General features: G+C 41.1%; 15 protein-coding genes. 7 read left to right on the forward strand and 8 right to left on the reverse strand.

All coding sequences use genetic code 11. The features are described 5' to 3' along the window. Nucleotides 1-70 precede the first annotated feature (70 nt). From ACO1XM_RS05105 to ACO1XM_RS05115, 3 genes are read right to left on the reverse strand one after another with little or no spacing between them, the layout of a single operon-like run. Nucleotides 71-1750, reverse strand: a complete 1680-nt coding sequence (locus ACO1XM_RS05105; RefSeq protein ID WP_486226479.1) for a glycoside hydrolase family 43 protein — start codon at nt 1748-1750, stop codon at nt 71-73. Between the two features lie 6 nt (nt 1751-1756). Continuing rightward, entirely contained in the window at nt 1757-3382 is a 1626-nt protein-coding gene (locus tag ACO1XM_RS05110; RefSeq protein WP_486226481.1) for a sodium:solute symporter, read from the reverse strand. A 16-nt stretch (nt 3383-3398) separates the two neighbouring features. Beyond that, complete coding sequence (locus ACO1XM_RS05115) at nt 3399-5477, reverse strand: glycoside hydrolase family 3 N-terminal domain-containing protein (protein WP_486226483.1); 2079 nt, start codon at nt 5475-5477, stop codon at nt 3399-3401. A 282-nt stretch (nt 5478-5759) separates the two neighbouring features. Here ACO1XM_RS05115 and ACO1XM_RS05120 point away from each other — a divergent pair, with 282 nt between their 5' ends. Genes ACO1XM_RS05120 through uxaC form a run of 5 tightly spaced genes read left to right on the forward strand, consistent with a single transcriptional unit; the run spans nt 5760 to nt 12356 of the window. After that, the gene (locus ACO1XM_RS05120; RefSeq protein WP_486226485.1) at nt 5760-6788 is read left to right on the forward strand and encodes a LacI family DNA-binding transcriptional regulator; all 1029 of its coding nucleotides are present in this window, start codon (nt 5760-5762) and stop codon (nt 6786-6788) included. A gap of 11 nt (nt 6789-6799) precedes the next feature. Continuing rightward, nucleotides 6800-8962, forward strand: a complete 2163-nt coding sequence (locus tag ACO1XM_RS05125; protein ID WP_486226487.1) for an alpha-glucuronidase family glycosyl hydrolase — start codon at nt 6800-6802, stop codon at nt 8960-8962. A gap of 23 nt (nt 8963-8985) precedes the next feature. Continuing rightward, nucleotides 8986-9726, forward strand: a complete 741-nt coding sequence (locus ACO1XM_RS05130) for an SDR family NAD(P)-dependent oxidoreductase (protein ID WP_486226489.1) — start codon at nt 8986-8988, stop codon at nt 9724-9726. 16 nt (nt 9727-9742) lie between these two features. Continuing rightward, the gene (gene uxuA / locus ACO1XM_RS05135) at nt 9743-10915 is read left to right on the forward strand and encodes a mannonate dehydratase (RefSeq protein ID WP_486226491.1); all 1173 of its coding nucleotides are present in this window, start codon (nt 9743-9745) and stop codon (nt 10913-10915) included. A gap of 19 nt (nt 10916-10934) precedes the next feature. Continuing rightward, nucleotides 10935-12356, forward strand: coding sequence for a glucuronate isomerase (uxaC, locus tag ACO1XM_RS05140; protein ID WP_486226493.1), 1422 nt, complete (start codon nt 10935-10937; stop codon nt 12354-12356). Between the two features lie 40 nt (nt 12357-12396). Here uxaC and ACO1XM_RS05145 read toward each other — a convergent pair whose 3' ends face one another. From ACO1XM_RS05145 to ACO1XM_RS05155, 3 genes are all read right to left on the reverse strand, one after another. Continuing rightward, nucleotides 12397-12915 carry a hypothetical protein gene (locus tag ACO1XM_RS05145; RefSeq protein WP_486226494.1) on the reverse strand — a complete coding sequence of 173 codons (519 nt, stop codon included), beginning with the start codon at nt 12913-12915 and terminating at the stop codon, nt 12397-12399. 158 nt (nt 12916-13073) lie between these two features. Further along, entirely contained in the window at nt 13074-15743 is a 2670-nt protein-coding gene (locus ACO1XM_RS05150; protein WP_486226496.1) for a glycoside hydrolase family 3 C-terminal domain-containing protein, read from the reverse strand. Between the two features lie 15 nt (nt 15744-15758). Next, nucleotides 15759-17189 (reverse strand): alpha-L-fucosidase, encoded by a 1431-nt coding sequence (locus tag ACO1XM_RS05155; protein ID WP_486226498.1) that lies wholly within the window; start codon nt 17187-17189, stop codon nt 15759-15761. 436 nt (nt 17190-17625) lie between these two features. On the opposite strand from ACO1XM_RS05155, the gene ACO1XM_RS05160 reads away from it, so the two are divergent. Beyond that, the gene (locus tag ACO1XM_RS05160) at nt 17626-18264 is read left to right on the forward strand and encodes a winged helix-turn-helix transcriptional regulator (RefSeq protein WP_486226500.1); all 639 of its coding nucleotides are present in this window, start codon (nt 17626-17628) and stop codon (nt 18262-18264) included. Further along, complete coding sequence (locus ACO1XM_RS05165; protein WP_486226502.1) at nt 18261-18959, forward strand: DUF3307 domain-containing protein; 699 nt, start codon at nt 18261-18263, stop codon at nt 18957-18959. The genes ACO1XM_RS05160 and ACO1XM_RS05165 overlap by 4 nt, the downstream gene beginning before the upstream one ends. A 13-nt stretch (nt 18960-18972) precedes the next feature. Here the strand turns inward: ACO1XM_RS05165 and ACO1XM_RS05170 are convergent, their stop codons facing one another. Continuing rightward, nucleotides 18973-19893: a bestrophin family protein gene (locus tag ACO1XM_RS05170; protein WP_486226504.1), complete on the reverse strand. Its 921-nt coding sequence runs from the start codon at nt 19891-19893 to the stop codon at nt 18973-18975. 55 nt (nt 19894-19948) lie between these two features. After that, entirely contained in the window at nt 19949-20218 is a 270-nt protein-coding gene (locus ACO1XM_RS05175; RefSeq protein WP_486226505.1) for a UBP-type zinc finger domain-containing protein, read from the reverse strand. Nucleotides 20219-20230 lie beyond the last annotated feature (12 nt).

Raw genomic sequence — 20230 nt, forward strand, 5'->3', positions numbered from 1 at the left:
CTTTTTTTGAATTTCTTCAAAACGTATTCGCAGTTAATTGAAACAATCACATAGTCTTCAAGCCTGCCAATCATTGCTGCTGCTTATAAACAGCATCATCACCTTCGTAACTGAACCAATCAAAACTTGCTGTTGCAGTACTGGGTTCACCTATTGAAGTGGCATACATGGCATAAATACATCCAACAAAACCACCTGCTACCTGTGTACTGAGAAACTTAGCGTCTACATCATTATCCATGGATATCCAATCAACATCGTTTGTTGCATAATAGAAGGCATAGCGGTCTCCTTTACTCTCAATTTTCAAACGAATGTCTGTTGTTGATATTTCAAGAGGTTTTGTAGCAAGCAACAACATACTTGAATCCTTTACTCCAGATTGATAAAGTTGAACAGCAGGTTTGTCATCCGCCACCGACTTGCATAAAAAGTAGAAATGCTCCTCATTCTGAAAAATTATAAGGCCTGCTTTTTCGTTCTCCTTTTGTGTTTCGAAATTCAGCGAAGTGCTTGCACTACTATTCAGGTGCTGTTGACGATGTCCGACAAAACTTGGATTAATGTATTGTGTACATTGTTCAGGTCTCACCTTCATGGTAAGAGAGCCGGCTTTAGTTAATAGCGAATACCAGTCCTCTTTGGGCGTTCGCAAAAACATCCACTCCAGGGCAAGCTGATCTGTATTGAAATCATCTTTAAAGATAAAATTCCCACTTTGCGGCCTGTCATCTGTTACTGCTTTTGGTAAAGGATAGTCGTACGTGTACTGCACTTCATCAAAATCAGGATTAATCACAGGCCAGCCCTCAATCCATTTAACAGGCGCCAGAAATGTTTCTCTCCCATTATTGTAATAATCTTTATCAATGTAAGGTCTGCAGCCAAGAAACACTGCCCACCACTCACCGTTTTCTGTTTCCACAAAATCTGCATGGCCGGTAGTTGTAATCGGGTTTGCACGTTTTGGGTCCAAATGACGCTGTGTAAGGATTGGATTTTTCTCATACGAAATATAGGGTCCAGTAAGTGACCTGCTTCTGAACACTACTTCTGAGTGTTGATAGGCAGTACCGCCTTCTGCAGCAATCAAATAGTAATAGCCATCTTTCTTAAAAATGTGAGGTGCTTCAATCCAAATTGGTTTTTTACTTAAATCTGTTCCACCATTAATCAGAATTAACTCATCACCCATTGCCTTCAGGCTATCTTTACTAAACTCCACAATGCGTATGGTTCTGTGCCCATCGTATAGTGGCGCATTGTTTGGCGCTACGCTATTGTAGATTAAATAGGCACGCCCATCATCATCGAAAAAAGGAGAAGGATCAATACCATTTACCTGAGGGAACCACACTGGATCAGACCAACCTTTCTCCGGATCGGCTGTCGTAGAAATGAAATTGCCCCCACGATCTATCAAAGTACAGCTTACATAAAACAGTCCATCGTGGTACCGAATGGAAGGTGCGAATAGTCCTCGCGAAACTCTTGAGCCCTCCACGTTTAAAATTTCAGGTTTATGTATTACGTAACTGATCAACTTCCAATTCACTAAGTCCTTACTCCTGAAAACAGGAATACCCGGATAGTAGACAAAAGTAGAAGTTACCAAATAGTAGTACTCACCTACTTTACATATACTTGGATCCGGATAAAAGCCAGCCAATATCGGATTGGTGAATTGTTCACGTTTTGTCTGACAAGCAAACAATACAAGTATGAGGAATAAAAAACTTAGTTTTTTCATAATATATTAACCACCTACGCCTATTGGAGAGAAGTACATGAAAATTGCCACAATGAAGAACAGCACAATCACTGAAAGCACTACATCAGACTTTGTCCAGCTTGCCCTGGTTTTCTCACGGTCTTCTGCCACTATTGTAGCATAGGTTAATCCCTGAATCTGTTGTTCGGATGGTTTATCTGTAAGTAAACTCACAACCAGCAACAACACCACAGAGAAGACAAACAGCAGTATACAGAAGTACAAGAAGTTAAGATTAGCAAAATCGTAAACCAAACCGCTTAATGAACTCTTGTTAAGTTCCAGGATGATACGCATAAAACCAATAACGGCACCGGTGATCAGTGTAACCATCGCACCTTTGGCATTAATACGCTTGTAAAACAAGCCCAATAGAAACACAGAGGCGATAGGCGGTGCCAGATAGGATTGTACACTTTGTAAATAGTGATACAGCACTCCAGAGATGCCACTCATTACAGGTATCCATAAGATACCCAATATAACAACAACACCAGTAGCAATTCTGCCAACAGTCACTAATTGCTTTTCCGAACTTTCTGGCCTTACCTTTTTGTAAATATCCATGGTAAACAAGGTAGAACATGAGTTAAATACAGAGGCTAATGAACTCATCAGCGCGGCCAGCAATCCGCCAGCAATCAAACCACGAAGACCCGCTGGTAACAGAGCTTTAACCAAGGTAGGGAAAGCACTGTCAGCACTTGCTAATTCTAACTTACCAGCGCTTACCAATGCAGTGGCGATTAAACCAGGTACAAGAAAAATAAAGAAAGGGAAAAGTTTTAAGTAAGCAGCGAAGATCGTACCGCGTCTGGCCTCTTGTTCATTTTTGGCAGTAAGACAACGTTGTACAATATATTGATCAGTACACCAGTACCAGATACCTACAATGGGTGAAGCGAAAAGAATACCCGCCCATGGAAACTCAGGGTGATTTAGCGGAGGAAACATGTTTAACTTCTCTTTAGGTGTGGCAGCAATCATTGCATCCCAGCCACCCAATTCAATTAAACCGAGAATGGTTAAGATGAGTGAACCTGCAATGAGCAAAATGGCCTGTAATGTTTCTGTATATACAACAGCCTTCATACCACCGAGCACCGTGTAGATACCGGTAAGTACAACTAACACCAAGGCACTTGTCCAGAAATCAAAACCCATAAAGGTTGCGATAACCACAGCACCAGCGTAAACCGTTACTGATACTTTTGTAATAACATAGCTCAGCAAAGAAACTACGGATAAAAACCAACGGGCAGAAGAGTTGTAACGCCTTTCTAAAAACTCAGGCATGGTAAAAACACCACTGCGTATGTAGAAAGGAATAAATACCCAACCCAATAATAATACGATCCAGGAGTGCAGTTCATAATGTCCCATGATCACACCTGTTTCGGCTGCAGTACCGGATAGACCTACTACGTGCTCACTGCCTACGTTGGAGGCAAGAATAGAAGCACCTACTACAAACCAACCTATATTCCGCCCAGCTAAAAAGTAATCTTCCGTTGATTCCTTTTTCTTCTTCATCGACCAGGCTGCTATACCGGCAATAACAAGAAAGTAAAGAGCAATAACTACCCAGTCTAATGTTGATAGAATTTCCATGTTTAAATCATTAAAATTATTTTACTGTAAAATTGGTTTGTAAGGTTTTGGCAGCGCCTAATTGATCAGATCTGTTTCCGGGTAGTGAACCACCTATTGAAACAGTGAAAGCTCCCGGCTCAAGTATGGAGTTTCCTTTATCGTCTACTAACATGAGCATATCAGGTGTGATCGTAAAAGAGACCACAACAGATTTTCCCGGCTCAAGTGTAATGCGTTGAATTCCTTTTAAAGAATATAAGGGTGTGGTTGTACTCGCCTTTACATCGGTTAAGTAAAGCTGTACTACTTCTTGACTGGCAACCTTACCCTTATTGGTAAGTGTTACCTGTGCTTCAATTTTCTCATGCTTCTTGATTGTACTTTTCGATAGTGTCAGGTTTGAATATTCGAATTGGGTGTAGCTCAATCCAAACCCAAAAGGATAAAGCGGTTCAGCTTCCATGTAGCGATAAGTTCTACCTTTCATGGTATAATCTTCATAGGCAGGAAGTTGATCCAGCGATTTAGGGAAAGTAATTGGCAAACGCCCTGAAGGAGAAATTTTTCCAAACACAATATCCGCTACTGCATTTCCACCTTCCTGTCCCGGATACCATACTAATAGAACAGCATCAGCAAGTGCATGCACATCGGCAAGGTTCATGGGACTTCCACCTGTAACCACAGCAATAACAGGAGTTGTAGTCTTCTCTCGTATTTTCTTCAAAAAATCAATCTGGTTTTTTGGAAGATTATAATCAAGTCTGTCACCAAAGTAAGGTGATGCTATCGACTCGCCTTCCTCTCCTTCCAGTAAACCTGAAATACCTAATACTACAAATGTGGCATCGCTGTTAGCAGCATTACCAGTAGTCCAATCCTGCGGATTTACATTATCCCGATCCAGTAATATTCCTTGTCTGTATTGAAGCTGACTTCCAGCTTCCACCGCACCTGCAAGCCCCTCCAGTACGGTTACCATCTGTGGGTTTACGCCATAGTAATTTCCCAGTAACACCTGCACATCGCTGGCATTCGGGCCGGTTACAAAATACTTGGCAAGATTATTTTTTAAGGGTAGCACACCGTTGTTCTTCAATAAAACAATTGACTTCTGCGCAGCTTCCCGAGCCAGCGCACGATGTTTACTGCTATTAATTACCTCTGTCGAAATAGCATTATAAGGATTGCTTTCTGCAGGATCGAATAACCCTAATTTAAAGCGGGTGCGTAATAATACAGCGAGTGCAGCATCAATCTCTTTTTCAGTGATGAGTCCTTTTTCGACTGCTTCCACCAGGGCAGGATATTCATCGCCACAGTTCAGGTTTACGCCATTCTTAACAGCCAGGGCAACTGCTTCAGCTTTTGTTTTAACTACGTTGTGCCCCTGATAAAAATCTACTACGGCCCAGCAGTCACTTACAACATGTCCTTTAAAGTTCCATTTTTTTCTAAGTACATCCGTTAATAAAAAATTGTGAGCACAGCAAGGCTCATCGTTCGTACGGTTATATGCGCACATAACAGCTTCAACATCTGCATCAACCAGTGCTTTAAAAGCTGGCAGGTATGTTTCCCACAAATCTTTAGATGATGAGACTGCATTGAACTCATGTCTTAATTTTTCAGGCCCACTGTGTACGGCAAAGTGTTTGGCACAAGCTGCAGTTTTTAAATAATTAGGATTATCGCCCTGCAGTCCTTTTACAAATGATACTCCCAATCTTGAAGTGAGGTATGGATCTTCGCCATACGTTTCCTGGCCTCTTCCCCACCGCGGATCACGAAAGATATTGATATTGGGCGTCCAGAAAGTAAGCCCTCCATATTGTTTGTGAAATCCTTTGGCGACTGATGCGTTAAACATTGCACGCGCTTCATCAGAGATGGCAGATGAAACACGGAATGCAAGATCTTCATCGAAGGTAGCGCCTAGTCCAATGGCCTGTGGAAAAACCGTTGCTACACCGCCACGACCAACTCCATGCAATGCTTCATTCCACCAGTTATAAGCAGGCATATTAAGTCGTGGAATTGCCGGACTATTATGCATCATTTGATGCACTTTTTCTTCTAAAGCCAACTGGCTAATCAGGTCTTGTACCCTCATTTCCAAGGGTTTAGTTGCATCCCGAAAAAGGGAGACCTCCTGTGCCATACAATGGCCTGCAAGGCTTATCAGAACTAGTGTAAAAATGTATTTTTGTTGCATAAACTACTGTTTAATTGACACTCGGTTCACATTTAGGCTCTTTTTTGCTTGAAACACCCTTTTTTAAGGAAGTATAAAAGGAATAAAATTGAAGATATAATGCAACCGATTGCATAAATTTATTTTTAAAATGCCAAATTTTCCTATTTTTACTTCGAATTTCCCACGTAAGCGATTGATATGACTAAAAAGGAAATAACTATTTATGACATCGCAGAAGCTCTCAGTATCTCTCCAGCTACTGTAAGCCGTGGACTTAAGAACCATCCAGGTATTGGAAAGGATACTAAAAAGCGAATTGCTGACACCGCCCGCAAAATGGGTTATCAGCAAAACATGTTTGCTACCAACCTAAGAAGAAAGAGCACCAATACAATCGGTGTTATTATTCCTCGCCTCGAAAGCTATTTTCATTCGACTGTTATATCCGGTATTGAAAAGGTAGCCAATGCACACGGCTACAACCTTATTATAAGTCAATCGCAGGAATCTTATAAAAAAGAAGTGAATGGTGTTTCGACTATGTATAATAGTCGTATTGATGGCTTGATGATTTCACTTGCTAACGAAACCAAAACCACTGATCACTTTGAAGAGCTGCTTAAGAAGCAGGTGCCATTAATATTCTTCGACCGTGTAATTGAACACCCGGATTGTACCAGCATTGTGATAGACAATAAAAAAGCGGGATACGATGCAACGCTCCACCTATTAGAACAAGGCTGCAAGCGTATTGTGCACATAGATGGTAACGTAAACAGAAATGTTTATGCCGACCGTCTCGAAGGATACAAACAAGCCTTGCAACAACATAATATTGAATTCGATCAATCTTTAGTATTGAATATAGAACTTACCGACCAGGCAACTGCTGTGGCTACCCAAAAGATTTTAACCATGAAGCAATTGCCCGATGGCATCTTTACGGCTAATGATATCTCTGCCGTATCCTGTATACGTGAATTAAAACGTGCTGGTATCCGTGTGCCTGAAGATATTGCCGTAGTTGGTTTTAATAATGAACCTATTGCTACAGTCATCGAACCTAATCTCACTACCATTAATTATCCCGGAAAAGAAATGGGTGAGATCGCGGCCACCACGCTGATCAATAAACTTAAAAAGCAACCCAGTGGTAATTTAAACACCATTGTGCTCAGGCATAATTTAATTATTCGGGACTCCTCTTTACGAAAAAGAAAACACTAAATCCCAAGCCATTGCGACTATCCTACCTCATTCTACTAGGCTGTTTAATTTTCATTACAGGAAAATCAGAAAACGGCTATGATCTTTGGTTGCGCTATGCAAAGCTGACAAATGATAAAAAGCTTGCTGAATACAAAAAGCAAATTACCGGATTCAGAATTGAAGGCAGCAGTCCTACCCTATCCATAGCAGCTGATGAGCTCAGCAGAGGTCTGCAGGGATTATTCGGATCATCCATAGCACAAATCAAAACTGAGGGTAGCAAAGGCAGTTTGATTATTTGCGGACGTATTGACTCACCTGCTATCAAACAATACTTACAAAACACTTCCGCTTCTGCGCTGGGTAATGAGGGTTACACCATTCAAACAATTACTAAAGACAAACAAAAAATTATTCTGATTGCTGCCAATGAAGATATTGGTGTCTTATATGGCGTATTCCATTTACTGCGTTTGATTCAGACTGAGCAACCCATTCACCAACTTGCCGTAACTGAAATACCTAAAATCAAATTACGCGTTTTAAATCATTGGGATAACCTAGACAGAACTGTTGAGCGTGGCTATGCAGGTTTCTCTTTGTGGAATTGGCATAAATTGCCTCAGTATATCGACCAGCGTTACCTGGATTACGCGAGAGCCAATGCTTCTATTGGCATTAATGGAACCGTACTGACTAACGTAAACGCCAACGCAAATATCTTAACAGAAGCTTATCTGAAAAAAGTAGAGGCACTTGCGAATGCTTTTCGTCCTTATGGTATAAAAGTTTATTTAACCGCCCGCTTCAGTGCCCCTATCGAATTAGGTGATTTGCCTACAGCCGATCCGTTGGATCAACGGGTACAACTATGGTGGAATAACAAAGCAAAAGAGATCTATCAGCGCATTCCTGACTTTGGCGGTTTTCTGGTCAAAGCAAATTCAGAAGGACAACCAGGGCCACAGAACTATGGAAGAACCCATAAAGATGGTGCTAACATGCTGGCCACAGCTGTTGAACCATACAAGGGTGTGGTGATCTGGCGTGCATTCGTTTATGATAATAATGTACCTGACGATCGCGCCAAGCAAGCCTATTCAGAATTTAAACCCCTTGACGGAACCTTCAAGGAAAATGTGTTGGTACAGGTGAAGAACGGAGCGATTGATTTTCAACCACGTGAACCCTTTCATCCATTGTTTGGTGCGATGCCAAAAACACCTTTGATGATGGAGTTCCAAATTACGCAAGAGTATCTTGGCTTCAGCACGCACCTCGTCTACCTTTCAACTTTGTTTAAAGAATGCCTGGAGGCTGATACAAAAACAAGTGATCAGATGGCCAGTGTGGCCCGCATCATTGATGGCACCATTGACAAACATGCATTAACCGGTATTGCAGGTGTTGCCAACATTGGTACCGATATCAATTGGTGTGGACATCCTTTCGCACAAGCCAACTGGTATGCATTCGGCAGATTGGCATGGAACCACACACTATCATCAGAAGCCATTGCTGATGAATGGATACGCATGACTTTCTCTAATCAAGAGGCGGTGATAAAACCTCTTAAAGAAGTAATGATGGCTTCCCGCGAAATTACAGTCAACTACATGACACCGCTTGGTTTGCATCACCTCATGGGTTGGAGCCACCACCACGGACCCGCTCCCTGGATTAAAGATAAACACCGCGCGGACTGGACATCGGTTTATTACCACAAAGCAGATAGCGTAGGCATAGGATTTAATCGGACCGAATCAGGAAGTGATGCCGTATCACAATACTCGAAAGCAGTAGCCGCTAAATTCTCATCGTTAGAAGATTGTCCCGAAGAGTTTTTACTCTGGTTTCACCATGTTTCATGGGATCACAAAATGAAATCAGGCAGAACATTGTGGGATGAACTATGTCATCGCTATTATGAAGGTGTAGATTCTGTAAAATGGATGCAGGAAAACTGGCAAACGCTGAAAGGTAAAGTAGATAAAGAAAGATTTGAGGAAGTAACATCATTGCTGGCTTTACAATACGAGGAAGCCAGTATTTGGCGAGATGCCTGCTTGCTCTATTTCCAGACATTTTCTAAGAGACCTATCCCATCAACATTACCATCACCCAAACATTCATTAGAGTATTACAAAAACCTAACCTATCCCTATGCACCTGGCATTAAGTCAGAGTGGTAACAACTACTAAATATTAAATAGAAATGGAGCAAAAAATTGCCATCGTAACCGGAGGATCATCAGGATTGGGTTATGCTATAGCCAAAAAATTTACAGCCAATAACATCTATACCTTCATCATCGGTCGCGATAAAGCGAATCTTGACAAGGCCTGCAAGGAATTTGGTGCTAACTGCGAAGCCATAGTTTTTGATCTTACCAATTTAAAGGGAATACCGGAATTGGTCAATAATATTGTAAGCAAAAAAGGCCGAATAGATATACTGGTCAATAATGCCGGTATTAACATGAAGAAGAATTTAGTTGAGGTAACAGATGAAGACTTTCAACGCATACTCTTCACCAACGTGAACAGCGTTTTCAGTTTATCACGAGAAGTAGCCAAAGTAATGATCGCACAAAAAAGCGGCAGCGTGGTCAACATCAGCTCAATGGCTTCTCAGTACGGCATTCCTCAGGTCATTGCATATTCTGCTTCCAAGTCTGCCATTGAAGGCATGACACGCGCCATGGCGGTTGACTTAAGTCCGCTGGGTATTCGGGTAAACTGCATTGCCCCAGGTTTCATCTTCACACGCATGTCATCCGCAGCACTCGATAATGATCCTGCAAGAAAACAAAAGGTATTGTCACGTACCCCTATGGGTAAACTTGGTATGCCGGAAGACATTGCCAATGCAGCCTACTATCTTTCTTCTGATGAAGCCAGTTATTTAACAGGTACCGTGGTGCCGGTAGATGGTGGTAACTCTATAGGATTCTAACGTAAAAGCATCGTCTATGATTTTAATGGAACAAACCATGCGCTGGTTCGGCCCTGCTGATCCGGTAAGTTTAAGCGATATCCGACAAGCCGGTTGCACAGGTGTGGTAACGGCATTGCACCACATACCTGTGGGTGAAGTCTGGAGTATTGAAGAAATTGAAAAACGAAAAAAAATAATTGAGGCTGCCGGACTAACCTGGACTGTCATTGAAAGTTTGCCCGTTCATGAGGACATCAAAAAACAAAGCGGCAACTATAAGCAGTACATTGAGCAATACAAGCAGAGTTTACACAATGTTGCTGCCTGTGGCCTAAAGGTTGTTACCTACAACTTTATGCCCATCCTTGACTGGTTGCGCACCAATGTATCTTATACTTTACCAAACGGAAGCAAAGCCCTATATTTTAAGAAAGCCGCTTTTGTAGCGTTTGATTTATTCTTGCTAAAAAGACCAGGTGCACAACAAGGCTATTCAGCACAAGAAATCAAGGAGGCAGAAGATTTTTTTGCAAGCGCCAGCGAGGAAGAAAAACAATCGCTGTTTAAAAATGCATTGCTGGGCTTACCGGGCAGTGATGAAAGTTTTACACCAGCACAAATTCTTTCCGCGTTGGAAGAATACAAGCATATTGATGCAGCCAAACTGCAACAACACCTTTTCTATTTCTTGCAGCAAGTTGTACCCGTAGCAGAAGCACTTCACCTGAAACTTGCTATACATCCTGACGACCCACCTTTTTCAGTGTTAGGATTACCCCGCGTGGTTTGTACTGAAATGGATGCAAAGGCACTGATTGAAGCAGCGCCCTCTCCTGCTAATGGTCTTTGTTTTTGTACAGGTTCTTTTGGCGCCAGAGCAGACAATGATTTGGTTGGCATGGTCAAGCGACTGGGAGCACACATTCATTTTCTTCATTTACGCAATACTAAACGTGACGAGCATGGCAATTTTTATGAAGCCAATCACCTGGAGGGTGATGCGGATATGCCTGCCGTTGTCAATGAAGTATTGGCCTTGATGAATAAGACGAAGCAGTCCATTCCCATGCGCCCTGACCATGGTCATCAGATGTTAGATGATTTACAAAAGAAAACCTATCCTGGCTACTCTGCCATTGGCCGACTGAAAGGGCTGGCAGAATTACGCGGCTTGGAAAGAGGTTTGGCAAGTTTACAATACAAGTAAGACAGATAATGCAACGTTTATGAGTAAATCAGGCACAAACACAGCTTCATTTATACACGATGATTTTTTGCTGCATTCACCTATAGCCAAAGTGTTGTATCACACCTATGCAAAAGATTTACCCATACTTGATTACCATTGTCATTTGCCACCCGATGATATAGCAACGGACAGAATATTTAAAAATCTGACAAGTATCTGGCTTGAAGGTGACCACTACAAGTGGAGAGCCATGCGGACACTTGGGATCGATGAGCAATATATAACAGGGAAAGCCAACGACTACGAAAAATTTGAAAAGTGGGCACACACCCTGCCCTATACCTTGCGTAATCCTTTATACCATTGGTCGCACCTGGAATTGAAAAGATATTTTGATGTCGATCAATTATTGTCACCAGATACAGCCCGTGCTATTTATGATGAGGTCTCCAATAAACTGAATCAGCCGAATTACAGCACCCGAGGGTTAATCTCAAAAATGAATGTTGAGTTAATCTGTACAACAGACGACCCTATCGATTCTTTGGAACAACATGCCACTATAAAACGTGATGGCTTCGCATGTAAAGTTCTGCCGGCTTTCAGACCTGATGCTGCTTATGCTGTTGAAAATCCTGCGATTTACAAAAGCTATCTGCAAAAACTCAGCGAAGTATCTGGCATTAGCATTAACAACTATGAGCAACTGTTGCTGGCGTTAAGCAAACGTATCGACTACTTCCATGCTGCCGGATGCAGGTTATCTGATCATGGACTGGAGAGAATTTATTTTGCTAAGAACGGAACTGTTAATGCTGCACATGTCTTTTCAAAGGTATTGTCTGGCACTTTGCTTGAAGTGAAAGAGATTGAAAGCTTTAAGGCAGACATACTCTTGCAACTTGGAAAACTTTACCATGCCAAAGGCTGGACACAACAATTTCACCTGGGTGCTTTGCGCAATGCCAATAGTCGTTTGTTGAGTAGGCTTGGCCCTAATACAGGTTTTGATTCCATTGGAGATTATAGTCAGGCTGAAAACCTGAGTTTATTCCTGAATGAATTGGATAAGACAAACCAGCTAACGAAAACCATACTGTACAATCTCAATCCTGCAGACAATGAAGTAATGGCCACCATGATTGGTAATTTCAATGATGGCAGCATAAAAGGCAAAATACAATATGGATCAGGTTGGTGGTTTTTAGATCAAAAAGATGGTATCACCAAACAAGTGAATGCCCTTTCGAACATGAGTTTATTGAGTTGCTTTATAGGCATGCTTACCGATTCAAGAAGCTTCTTGTCTTTTCCCCGCCACGAATACTTCCGAAGAATACTGTGTAATATGCTGGGCGATGATGTAGTACGTGGTGAATTACCACATGACGAAAAATGGCTGGGTAAAATTGTGAGTGATGTTTCTTATTATAATGCTAAAGAATATTTGAATCTTTAAGTGTTATAGTCGATTCAGATAATCAATACATTTACAAATTCTATTTACAAATGCTCTCTGTTACTTTAGTGCCTTTGCAAGTCCAGGCATCGCCATAAATAGATTGATAACAAATCTCGAATTCAAACTTATTTGCTTGCATAGCAGCAAATGCTTTTCCTGCCCATTGATCATCATTTATCTCGAATAACTTCAGGGATGTATTGGGAGGCAAAACTCTGTTTTCTATCGTTGAAATCAAATGTGGGAAATAAGATGTTCCCATAATTACTTCAAACACTGCATCGATATTTGGCATCGGCTGATCATTCAGTTTTAATTCAACGGATTGGATAAGCGCAGGACCAATGCCGTTATTAGAAACTGCTATTGAATATTGATCTTCATTATAACTGGGCAACCATTCCAGGTAAGGCCAGGCCGAAGCATGCTGCTGTATGCGCATGATGTTAGCCTGATACATGTACACTGTTACTGTTATAATATTGACCAGGATGGCGAATAAACCGATAAGTAATCCCTTATCGACTTGGGCTATTTTTGATTGTATACTTTTCATGCAATAAGTTAACTAACTGCATTAGCGCAGGGTTTGATCTGCTTAAAATCACAATAGTCAGTATCAAATGCAACGCATGACTACAGAAGACTGCGTTACGTCAACAAACACTTGTTTTTAGACAATGAAAGCGTTTTGATCTCAATAGTAAAAATCACTTAGGGTTTGATAGTCAGCAAAGTCTTCAGTCTTATATCTCTACTTGAAGCGCCAATAAAAAATTCAAAATTACCGGGTTCTACAACCCATTCCATATTGGCATTCAACATCTTCAACATCTCTGGTGTGATGGTGAATGTTATATTTTTCGTTTCACCTGCTTTGAGCGTAATCCGCTGAAATCCTTTGAGCTCTAAAACAGGTCGCGCCACTGAAGCCAATACATCTTTTAGATAAAGCTGCACTACCTCATCTCCATCACGAGTGCCTGTATTGGTAATGCTAAACGATAGCGTTGTAGACTGATCTAATTCTATTTCGCTTTTTTCAAGCTTCAAATTCCGGTAGGCAAAAGTTGTGTAGCTTAAACCAAAGCCAAAGGGAAATAATGGTAAGCCACTTAAATTGTTGTAATCATCTCCCCTGCCAGTAGGCTTATGGTTGTAAACCAGTGGCAGTTGTGCTTCGTGTACAGGGAAAGTAATGGGTAATCTTCCAGCAGGATTGTAATCGCCAAATAATATCTGGGCTAGCGCATGTCCGCCTTCTTCTCCCGGATACCAGACATCAACAATACCGTGTACTTCTCCAATCCAGTTATTCATGGTGATGGCACTGCCGCCAACTAGGACTACCACAACAGGTTTGCCAGTAGCAGCAATTTGTTTAATTAATTCTTCCTGATGTCCCGGTAACTGAAGCATGGCTCTGTCCTGAAACTCGCCTTCCACTATGCCTGCGGTTAGAATAACAACATCTGCCTTTTTTGCAACACTTACGGCTTCATCAATTTTAGCCTGCCAGTCATTTGGCACACCAACATTCCAAATTAATTTGATATGAGCATTGCCGACAGGTTCATAAAACTCAATTCGAATGTTATATTTTTTATTCTTTTCAAATGCATAATCCGCTAAGCTCATACTGTAGCTTTGTTTTCCCCATTGGTCAATAACAAGTTTATCATTCAGGTACAAGCGGAATCCATCATTGCCTTCCAGGCCAATTTTAAAAGAACCACTTTCAGGTGCTTGAATTTGACCAGTCCAACGCACTGAATAGAAGCCATTATTGATTGCTTTATCGGGTGAGTAGAGTGTCCAATGAAAATCAATGTGTTCATCATTTCTCCTCAATGCAGGATTTTCTGAGAAGTCGAGGTTGTTAAAATATTCACCTGCCAATCCTAATCCATTGTTGTTCGTCAGGTATTGACCTGGAACGCTCCTAAAGGCCTTACTGGTTCTTCCACATCCTGCCGCAAATAGTACAGTTTGTTTTGTTGCGCGTTGCTTAATTCCATCCAAAATACTCACTACACTATTTCCTTTACCACTATAGCCACCTAATCTTCCTTCAGTAGCCTCTTCACCAATAACGGCTATGCTTGAGATGTTTGTCTTGAGCGGTAAAATTGCGTTATCATTTTTCAGTAATACAATTGATTTCAATGCAGCTTCTCTCGCCACTTTCTTATGAAGTTTTTGATCAATTAATCTTTCAACCTCTTTTTCTGATAGGTAAGGGTTTTCAAACAAACCCAATTCAAACTTGGCTTTTAGAACACGAGCTACAGCTTCATCAATTTTAGCATGATCAACAGTAGTACCCAGTAATGCAGGACTAAACAGATCAAAGTGTTTATACTGTGTTTGGAAAATAACATCCAAACCGGCATTAAGCGCTTGTTCGCCCGAGGTTGGATAATCCTGGGCAGTATTATGCAACACAGTAGTACCCCCAACGGCACTGGCATCGGAAATTACAAAACCGGAAAATCCCCAAGCTTCTTTTAACTTTTTCCTCAACAACCACTCATTCATACTGGCCGCTGTACCATCAATGGAATTATAGCTCGTCATTAAAGAACGGGCACCACCCCGATCGAAACACGCTATGAAAGGTGGAAAGTGAATTTCTTCCAACAGACGTTCGTTGTAATGAATAGGATAACTGTCGCGACCTCCCTCCCCTACATTGGCAATAAAGTGCTTGGGCGTGGTGATGATGTTCATCTGCTCAAGAGTCTTTACAAAGGCAACACCCATTTCGGTAGTTAGAAATGGATCTTCTCCATACGTTTCTTCTACACGGCCCCAACGCACATCACTGGCAATATTCACTACTGGCGATAATACCTGGCGTATCCCACGCACTTTTGCTTCCAAGGCTATTGCATGTGCTACTTGTTTCATTAATGTTGTATCAAAAGTGGCAGCAAGGGCAATGGCCTGCGGAAAGCTGGTAGCACCTTCGCGAACCAATCCATGCAGGGCTTCATCAAATGCGATGATGGGAATACCTAACCTTGTTTCTTCAACAAAGAATTTTTGAATGCTGTTGATTTTACGCACCAAAGCCAGGGTATTTTCAGTAGTATTATACCGCAGGAGTTGTTGTGTGTTTTCAGTACCCTGTGCGGCTGCGCTTACCTGTAATCCAAATATACCATGCTTGTACTGTTCTGGTTCACGTTGATCTAAGTCACTGGGTATCATAAAAAGCTGCCAGGCCTTTTCCTCAGCTGTCATGCGACTCAATAAATCCTTTACGCGCTGATCCACTGGAAGTAAAGCATTCTTATAAGGGAGTTGCTGCCCTGACACATCCGCATTGCTCAAGAACAATATTACCAGTGTGAGGCAAATAACATATACTGTATACTTCATGCCAATAGTGTTGCGTTAGTATTTAAATACCAAGGCCGGATAAGTTTTGTATTTTTTAATCAGTGAAGGAGGCAGTTCAACAGTTATGTCATCTCCCACTTGTTTCCATTTAAGAACTGTGCCTTCGCTAAGCAATGTGAGCTTCGCATTTTTAGCGGGAATATTACCATGCCAACGGATACTGGTTGGCAGAGCAGTACCCTCCTGCAAGCGTATGATAGCATAGCGTGATCCGTCCTTAGCACGGGTAAAAAAAGTTTCTCCATCCTGTACCTGATCAACAGTACGTGTATTGTAGATGGCCTCACCATTGATTTGGAGCCAGCTACCTATTTCCTGCAAACGCTTTACCTGTACATCTTGTAGTAAGCCCTGTGCATCAGGTCCAACACCCAGCAACAAACTTCCACCTTTTGCCACAACTTCAATTAAAGTATGAATGATTTTTGTACTGCTCTTAAATTGATCGTTGGGTACATAGCCCCAGGCATTGCCTAAGGTGATACAACTTTCCCAGGGGTAGTCTGACTTTACCTTGGGTATACTTTGTTCAGGCGTCTGATAATTTTCGTATGCGCCATGCACTGTTCTGTCCACTATTAGAATACCTGGTTGTGCCTTACGCGCCATTTGTGCTATGCGTGGCATATCTATGTGTTGGCTGAAGGGTGGTATCCTTGCACCCCAGGCACGTACTTCATCATTCACCGTTTCGAGTGGACGTACCCAACCTCCATCTAACCAGAGAATATCAATAGTGCCATAGTTGAGCATTAATTCACTGAGCTGATTAAATGTAAATATTTTAAACTGATTCCATCGCCAGGGATGTTGCAGGATGTCGTAGTTTACATTACGATCGGCTGTAGCGTATTTGGGCCACCAGTAAAATTCAGAATGCCAATCCGGTTTAGAAAAATAAGCGCCAATCATAAAATCATGCTGACGAAAAGCTTCAAATACATGTTTCGTTACATCTGACTTAGGATGATCAGCAAAAGGTCCGTTAGTAATGGAGTAATCAGATTGTTTGGTGTCAAACATAGCAAAACCATCGTGATGCTTGGTGGTAAATACAACGTAACGCATACCGGCATCTTTGGCTGCTTTAGCCCATTGCGTTGGGTCAAACTGTCGGGGATTAAAGGATTCTTTCAGTCCCCAATACCATTTTTTATAATCATCATACGCTATCGAACTGTCGCGACCTATCCAGTCTACATCTTCCGAACATAGCGTCCATGATTCGACAATACCAGGTACAGCATAAAGTCCCCAATGGATAATCATACCAAACTTCTGATCCCGCCATTTCTCCAGCTTTACTTTCACAAGGGAATCTTCCGGCCATTGATACTGACTTGATTGTATATGAGCGTTACCCTGACCATGCAACGACAAATAAGAGGATGCTACAAATAGAAAGAGTGGAACTGCGAATTTCATATACAAGTATAAGCGTCTATCTTGAAACTATATAATTAATGCCTGCTCAAGGTTAAATTTTCTTATGATTCCGTTACGAAACAAACACGTACTTGCAGGGAAAGCACAGGACAGATTGAAAGGAATAGGTGCTTGATAAAGAGACATCAGGCACAATTCATGATATTAGGTTTTGATGTAATAATAGCAATTATTATGTTTTTGTATAATAATGTGCAGGGCAACCCATTTTCAAAACAAAATATATTGCCTTCTATTCTATAGACTTTTACCGCCAATTACAATTATTAGATTTTTGCGTAATAATTGAATATATTATGTAAATATCTAATAATTTGAAATATTAGGTTTTTGCGTAATAATTTTATTTCTATCTTTAACATAAAGTAGCAAAGCATCCATTCACACGTATCATTCCAAGCATATTTGAAATTGTATGATCAAAAAAAAAGTAATCACCGGTATTATCACAGGAGACATTATTAACTCAAGAGGTGGTAAGGTCAGACAGTGGCTTCCCGTTCTTAAAAAAGCACTGGCATTAACGGGGCAAAGCCCTCAAGTCTGGGAAGTATACAGGGGAGATAGCTTTCAGTTGGAGGTAAAGAATCCAGCAGAGGCATTAATGACTGCGATTCGCATTAAGGCTTATATAAAAACAATTAAAAACGTAGATGTTAGAATAGCCATTGGCATAGGTGAAAAAGAATTCTCTGGCTCTAACATAACAGAATCAAACGGAGAGGCTTTTATTTACTCAGGTGAAAAATTAGAAAACCTGAAACAAGAGAAGCAAAATATGGCTATAAAAAGCAGATGGTCTGACTTTGACAGGGGTATGAACTTATACTTACGACTTGCGCTAATTGCTATGGATAACTGGAGCACTGGCGCAGCGGACTTGATTAAAATGCTATTGGATAATCCTGATATTACACAAACCAAACTCGCCACTAAACTAAAGATTACACAGTCGGCAGTGAGTGGAAGACAAAAGAGAGCGTATTATAACGAAGTAAAGGATCTTGAAATTCTGTTTAGAGAAAAGGTTGAACAATTAATACGCACCGTATGATACTGTTGCTAAAATTAGTGCTGGCACATCTTGTTGGCGATTTTATCTTGCAACCTGTTAGTTGGGTAAAAGCAAAAGAGAAAAAGAAACTAAAAGCATGGCAACTGTATGTGCATATGCTTGTCCACTTTATCTTGATTATATTATTGGTCTGGGATATTGATTTTCTGATCCCTGCCCTATTCATTACACTGAGTCATGGCATTATTGACGCTGTGAAACTGCACTATCAGAAGGAACGCACCGAAAGGCTTTGGTTTGCCTTGGATCAATTGCTTCACCTGACCATCATTGTTACAGTCTGGTATCAAGTGGAAAATCCCGTTTTGCTATTTGAGCTTAACCAAACAACTCTTCTATACATTACAGCCGTTATTTTCATTACAACGCCTGCATCCATCATCATTAAAACGTTAATTTCTCAGTGGACACCCATTACAGATAAACCCAGGAATGCTTCGTTGCAACATGCAGGACTGTACATTGGTATTTTAGAAAGATTAATGGTATTTACATTCACCGTTACCAATAATTGGGAAGCTATTGGATTCTTAATTGCCGCAAAATCAGTTTTTCGTTTCGGTGACCTCAAAGATTCGCGCGATTTGAAATTAACTGAATACGTTCTTATCGGCACCTTACTAAGCTTTGGTCTGGCAATGGGTGCCGGATTACTCGTCAGCTTACTTGCTTAAAGCTACAAACAGACTAAAATACCTTTGTATACAACTCAGCAGCTTTGGTTTCTTTCACCGCCTCTTGCTCCAATATCTCGAATACATTCTTTTTGATGGTGAGGGCGATGTCACCAGTAGGCAAATCGTTGCAATCAAGACCAAAGGGCTCTTCTATCTCTTCTGCCATTAATTCCAAACCTAACATGGCAAAAAATATGAACATGGTTAAAGGTATAGCGTAAAAGCCAAAATCATTATACAAGCCAAAGGGTAAAATCAAACCATAGAGTGAAACAAATATTTTTATATAAACTGAGTAGCTGAAGGGAATGGGGGTCTTCTTAATCCGTTCGCAAGCGCCCATTACATCCAACAAAGAAAAGTAATGTTGCTTCATGTTAATCAAGTCTGCATCGGTTAGTGCACCCGCCCGATAGATGGTGTGCATTTTACCATAAATTAAGTTTGCCAGGTAAGCAGGCTTATGCTGCTTGTTATTCAACTCATGAAGTTCGGTTTCATCTAGGTAAATCAACTCTTCTGGTTTAACTCCTTTGCGTAAGTGCTCTTTTAATGCGATACAAAAATTTGAAATAGTCTTGGAGAAATAAAAACGACTTTCTTTATCATCTGCAGGTAAACTGGCTTGCAGTAGCGTGGCCAACGTTCGCGTATTATTAACCAAACTCCCCCATTGCTTACGACCTTCCCACCAGCGGTCGTAAGCGGTATTGGTACGAAATACCAATAGGATACTGAGTACTATACCCAATAATGAAAAGATACTAGAGTTTAACCTTGGCTCGATTTGGAAAAAATGCATACCAAAACAAATGGCACTGGCTAGTAAACCAATCAGCACAACACCTTTCAGTATCTTTTGCATTGTCCAGCTTTTGGCAAGATTGCCGATGTCTCTAAACCAGTTGTGGTTGGGTTCGTATAAGATCATAATCAGTTTTTAATAGCTAATATTCTGTTCGTTTACTGAATTTCAAATTTGAAACTCAATAGCCTACAATTTGCTCATGTACGTAACACCATGCCCAGCGTTCACCCGGTTCAGCAGAAATTGCTACAGGATGCTGTTGCTCTTTGGCATGTTGAGAAGCATGTTTATTGGGCGAAGAATCACAACATAAAGTAATACCGCAAGTCTGGCAGGTACGCAGGTGCAACCATTCATCGCCTGTTTTAATACAAGCATCACACACATAATCTTTCGAAAATTTAGTTACTTCCAGTGTGCGCAAGTGTTCACAGCGTTCTCCTTTCATTACACTAATTTA

Source organism: Chryseotalea sp., from assembly GCF_057350905.1.